The organism is Cupriavidus sp. SK-3, from assembly GCF_000611145.1.
Taxonomy (GTDB): Bacteria; Pseudomonadota; Gammaproteobacteria; order Burkholderiales; family Burkholderiaceae; genus Cupriavidus.
The window spans coordinates 1-4,999 of sequence record NZ_JFJV02000272.1 but is presented as its reverse complement, the minus strand read 5'-3'; the positions used below and the strand labels follow the sequence as shown (position 1 = coordinate 4,999).

Genomic DNA, 4,999 nt, shown 5'->3' with positions numbered 1-4,999 from the left:
GCTGACCAACCGAATTTGTGACACAGTAAGACTAGCAGGCTGCTGAAATACCTTTTTGACACCCCGATTGTGGCCGGCCAAGGGGTACCTTACCCCTCGACCGTGTCTAGAAAATCGAATGTGCGCCGTTCTGCGAGGTCGTCAGTTCTGGGCGGAGGTTCGAAAAACAGTATTTCAGCAGCCTGCTAGGTAGGCCGGTCGCTCGCGCTGGGCCTGGTTAAAAGGGGCTGCAGGCGGACGTTCGGATTGTTTCACAAAAAACTGATTCGATGATGCTGACGAGACCGTTAAGTCTATCATGCTAAGGCGAATACCCCGATCATTTTGATCGGTATAATAATGGCTAACGACCGGGGTTCCAGGGGCCTGACGCGTCGCGCCGTCACACCACATTGGGGAAAGTAGCTTAATGGCAGAAACCGTTCACATAGCCCAAATGGCCGAGAAACTGTCGGACGAGCTGTTTTCGGAGTTTTTTTGGGAGAAGGTTGGTCCGACCAATCAGAATTGGCCGTGCGAGGACAAAGAGCACCACAGCACCGAGACACATCCATCCGATGTGGTGTTTTTCTATGACGAGCCGTACTCGCAAGTGCGAACCTATGTGAACTGCGATTTGAAAAGCTACGCCAAGGACTCCATCAAGCCAAGCGCCGTCCGTGGCGCGGTTGAAAGCTTGGCGAAGCAGGTGGCCTGTGCGGAGAAGAGCGACGATTGGCGCAATCTCTACGTGCATGACCATGTGTCGCCTGAGATTTGCGGGCTGCTCTTCGTGTACAACCATGATGGCGAATACGATAAGAGCTTCGCCAGCCAACTTACTTCGATCAAGACCGATAAACTGGACCTCCCCAAAGATACGAAGTTGGTCGTGCTGGGTCCCGAGGATGTTTTTTGGCTGGACAACGTGCGCTACGAGATCCGTCAAATGCGAGGCTCATCGGGCGCTGATCGGTTACCGGATCGCGAGCATTGCCAGTATTTTTATCCGCAACTGGTGCGAAAAGCCAACGTCCAGGAGGAAAAGGCAAAGGCCGCGACGCTGGAAATGCTCACTGCCCCGTGGATAATTCTCCAATACAAGAAACCGAAATCCGGCGATCGGCGAGGCGTCGTGGTGTTTTATCGGCGCGATGGAAGTACGACGCAAGAGTTCATGTACCTGATTGACTACCTCCGCCACTACCAGGTGCTGGGTGAGGATACAGACGTCCAGATCAAGACGCTGGACACGGCACCAGCCGCGCATGCAACGTTCCAAAAGGCTGTTCAACAGTACATCGAGGAGATGGGGGACGGCAATGGCGACAACGATCTCGCGACGGTAGTCAAAGCTATCAAGTACTCGAAGATGACACAGGTCATCAGCACGTTCTCGTCGATCGAATTGGGGATGGACTATGAGTGACAAACTTCAACAATACTGTGCCACGGACAAGGAAATCTACGACCTATTAATGTCGGGCAAACAGAAGTTGACGGAATCTGTCCTTCATGAACTCGCTCGCGATCGGGGAATCTTCTATTCGCCCAAAACAACCCGAGAGGGATTGGTCGATCGTCTGGCCCTGCTGACGCATGATTTCCATGACGTCGTCGGTGTCATCGAACGACGAGAGCACACCAAACGGGGGGAGAAGACGACATCGGTAACCCTGGGTGCCGATCTCTCGGTGGATGAGATCAAGGAGGTAGTTAATGCCTACCAAGCCGAGGTGCGGAAGACAGAGAAAGTCACATCTCATAAGAAAGGTGCGGACGGTGTCATTATGAACATCGAATACAACGAGTATGACTACTCTCGCACGCGCTTGATCCAGCGGCAACGCAAAGACGCTGGCATCGAGTTTGTCAGCAAAAACGGCGTCACGACCATCCGCATGCCTGCGACGGAAAAAGCCAAGGCGGTGGTCCGAAACTTGCGCGACAAGATCGAAAGCAAGAAGAAGGTTGTCATTCCTGCTCAAGAAATCGAACTCGTCGGGTTGACGAAGGCCGAGCACCGAACGTCGTTCTTCACCTCACTCATTGCCAACATTCCTGGCTATTCCCTGCAGACTGTGACCAATCTCAAGGTAGCGTCTGGTGTGTCCGATCAAGAGGAAGACACCGTCGAGTTGGACGAAGACGAGGATGAGTCCGCTAGGCAGGAAATGCTCGCGGTCGTGCATAGCGTTGCCATCCAGGGTAAAAATCTAGTCGCTTCGGAGCAATATCAGCAGCTTCGCAAAGGTGGGTTCTTCATTACTGCGATCACGTGGCGGTCGAAACAACAGCAGGAGCCGCAGGACATGATCCAGTTCGATGCGTCATTTGATGACGGTCCCGCCGGTACAGGATTCAAGTACGGTGTTCGCTACGCGTCGCGCCTGCCGAACGGTGACTACGCCAAGAACTTCAAGCCGGTAGAAGATCACTTAAAACCGCTGCTTTTCGAATTGATCGAAACTACGGCGCGAAAAGTCTTGGCTGACTTGTTCGACAAAGCCAATGCGGATTCGGCAGCGCCGGACGAAGGGGGCACCGCATGAGCCGATATCGGTGGTTTCGCGCGGAATGGCCCATGCCTATGCGCACGTTGGCCAAACGGTTCAAAACCAAACCATTTGACGATGCGAGCACCGACGGATTCGTCATTGATCGCGTACGGGACGATTTCGTCGAGGCACGTTACGTTGAGAGGGTGGAATACACCGACAAGGTAGTGGACCCGTTCGGCAAGGAGCTTGCCTTTGATCGAGTGGAATTTAAGCAGTGTGAGTTTCGCGCTGCCACTACTGGTCCGGGGCTTGAACTGATGGACGCGCCACGAAGTACACAAGGCCTGGTCAGTCGGCTGACCGAGGTCTCCGATTTTGCGTTGGCGATCAGTCCTTTGTCGCTCGATGTTCTGGCTTGGGCAGGTTTGTTTCAGGAGTTAAGTGGAGTGACGGGGATTGTTGACGTATTGCAGATCGGCGCTTTGGAGGTGGAGCGAGGTATCCTTGCGAAAGCGGTGATCAAGGGGGAGAAAGACGTTCGCGAAGCGAGTACTTCGCTCACAAAGGGAAAGCGATATACCCTTGAAAAGGTGCAATTGCGTCTGCAAGGGGCTCACCGAGGGACGGTACTGCTAACGAACGTAGGGGCAGCCAAGATTGACGTCGATGATCCAGGTGAGATGGTCGCTGCTTTACGACAGTCACTAACCGAGATGTTGAGCGCGTGATTGCATAGCATTGATCACTCTGGCCGATTATCTATTTCGAATGCGACTGCCCGCAGAGTGCGGTTCTCCTGCGTCCACCTATCTTATTACAATACCCTTACTCATCGCGGTACCACAGCCAGACGCATGCCAAGCTGATCCAGGGCCTGCAGGACCTTGCTCAGTTGGACCGTGGGCTTGCCCGCTTCGAGATCGACGATGAACCGTTCGCCGGTTTGCGCGAACGCGGCCAAGTCGCGCTGTGTGATCCGTTGATCTTTGCGTAGACTGCGCACCATCGCGCCCAGGTCGGCGGGCGTTGAAATCGTCTTCGCTGACGCATTGTGGGGGGTACCCATAACGGCTCCTCTCGTTTTCTTACCGTACGGGAAGATTAACCCATGGGCCGACACCGAACAAGCCGTTTCTTCCCATTCGGTAAGAAATGGGCTCGTGAGGAGGAGCGCCGAAGGCTCAATTTTCCCGATCGGTACGATTGCGATGCTTCACTCTATTCGGTCGACGCACAAGTGCCGAGTCGATCCACTACGAACCGAGGGTTGCCTGGGCCGAACTCGGATCTTGTTTGCCTGTAGCGAGCCAGCCGGCCCTGTGAGCCATGGCGTCGTGGAGCGCATGGTGCCACGCTTGTCTGGGCGATCCATGGTAAGCGGTACATGCTTCCTGGCGGCAGATTTGCGACTTGGATGATCAATGGCTCAGGTTGTGCCAATAGGCCATGCTCTCGTTGCGAGACTGGCAAGAAACCTCTGCCGATTGGTGATCTCTTCTTCGTCCCAAGTGTCTTGCAAGCTATCCTTGTTGCATATTCTTTCTCGACATTCAAACCATCAGAGCGACTGATCAAAGAGAATAGTGCATTCTTTGATCGGTTTGACGAGATCGACGAAGTGAGCGTGCTTGGACATTCCATCAACGAAGTCGGTATGCTCTCGCCTAGGTCCCATCATTTCCATACTTCATGCTGTCGACGAGCCTTCCTAAGTATCCGCCGATTGTACGGCCAACAAGCAAACCAACTGTTTATCAGCTGCTCAAGGATCTGAGTCACGACGTCCGAGATTGGAGCGTATCTACAATTACGGGCGAACCGATAGATCCCTACACCAATACGTATCGGAACTCGCAGTGGGCGTTTGTTGACCCGGCAGGCCAGCCTGCCGTCGTCTGCCTTTGGTTCAAAGATATCGAGCATGAGGCCGATCCTGCATACTACGACGGTAACGATCGAAAGTATCGCAACGATCTGATGAAGGCTGCGGCGTTCACCCGGGAAAACCTAAAAGACAACGCTGGCAGACTTAGAGCGTGGCTGGGGCGATCCAGAAAGCTTGAGGATGTAGTCAGCGCCGCGTTTTACAAACGTCAGCCTTTGCGGGTAATCGTAGTCGGTGGGACCAGGAAGGACGAGCTGGATCGAGAGCTGGCAGAGCTTCCGAATCTTGACGCTGCATCCAAAGTTGAGACTCGTGGGATGGATCCGGCCACCTGGTGGGTCCACTCGTATGACGATGCCACGGGGAACTACCGTATAAACCGGGATGTACCATTGCCTCCTGAGGCAGCAAAGATTGACCCTGCCGCGCTCGACCCAGCCAACGATCCGCTTTTCGTGCGCTATCTGGAGACACTCGACGACACCGTGCGTGAGGCGGTCATCAAAGCACGTGTTGGTCAAGGTTTGTTCCGTGAGCAGCTTATCAAGCGATGGGATGGCCAATGCTCCATCACGGGTGTGAAGGCGCCGGAGCTCCTAATCGCTTCGCACATTCGACCTTGGAGCCTCTGCGA

At 54.2% G+C, this 4,999-nt stretch carries 4 protein-coding genes and 1 pseudogene; 4 read left to right on the top strand and 1 reads right to left on the bottom strand.

Annotated elements, in window-relative coordinates; genetic code table 11:
• The first annotated feature begins 409 nt into the window (after window positions 1–409).
• From CF70_RS29755 to CF70_RS29745, 3 genes are read left to right on the top strand one after another with little or no spacing between them, the layout of a single operon-like run.
• Window positions 410–1,408, top strand: coding sequence for a hypothetical protein (locus CF70_RS29755; RefSeq protein ID WP_035874097.1), 999 nt, complete (start codon window positions 410–412; stop codon window positions 1,406–1,408).
• The gene (locus tag CF70_RS29750) at window positions 1,401–2,531 is read left to right on the top strand and encodes a hypothetical protein (RefSeq protein WP_035874094.1); all 1,131 of its coding nucleotides are present in this window, start codon (window positions 1,401–1,403) and stop codon (window positions 2,529–2,531) included. Before CF70_RS29755 ends, CF70_RS29750 begins: the two co-directional genes overlap by 8 nt.
• A gap of 32 nt (window positions 2,532–2,563) precedes the next feature.
• Window positions 2,564–3,208 carry a hypothetical protein gene (locus tag CF70_RS29745; protein WP_235185262.1) on the top strand — a complete coding sequence of 215 codons (645 nt, stop codon included), beginning with the start codon at window positions 2,564–2,566 and terminating at the stop codon, window positions 3,206–3,208.
• 101 nt (window positions 3,209–3,309) lie between these two features.
• Here the strand turns inward: CF70_RS29745 and CF70_RS29740 are convergent, their stop codons facing one another.
• Window positions 3,310–3,546 carry a type II toxin-antitoxin system Y4mF family antitoxin gene (locus CF70_RS29740; RefSeq protein WP_035874080.1) on the bottom strand — a complete coding sequence of 79 codons (237 nt, stop codon included), beginning with the start codon at window positions 3,544–3,546 and terminating at the stop codon, window positions 3,310–3,312.
• Between the two features lie 623 nt (window positions 3,547–4,169).
• Here CF70_RS29740 and CF70_RS29735 point away from each other — a divergent pair.
• Window positions 4,170–4,999 (top strand): annotated as a pseudogene (locus tag CF70_RS29735) (hypothetical protein); the annotation flags it as partial.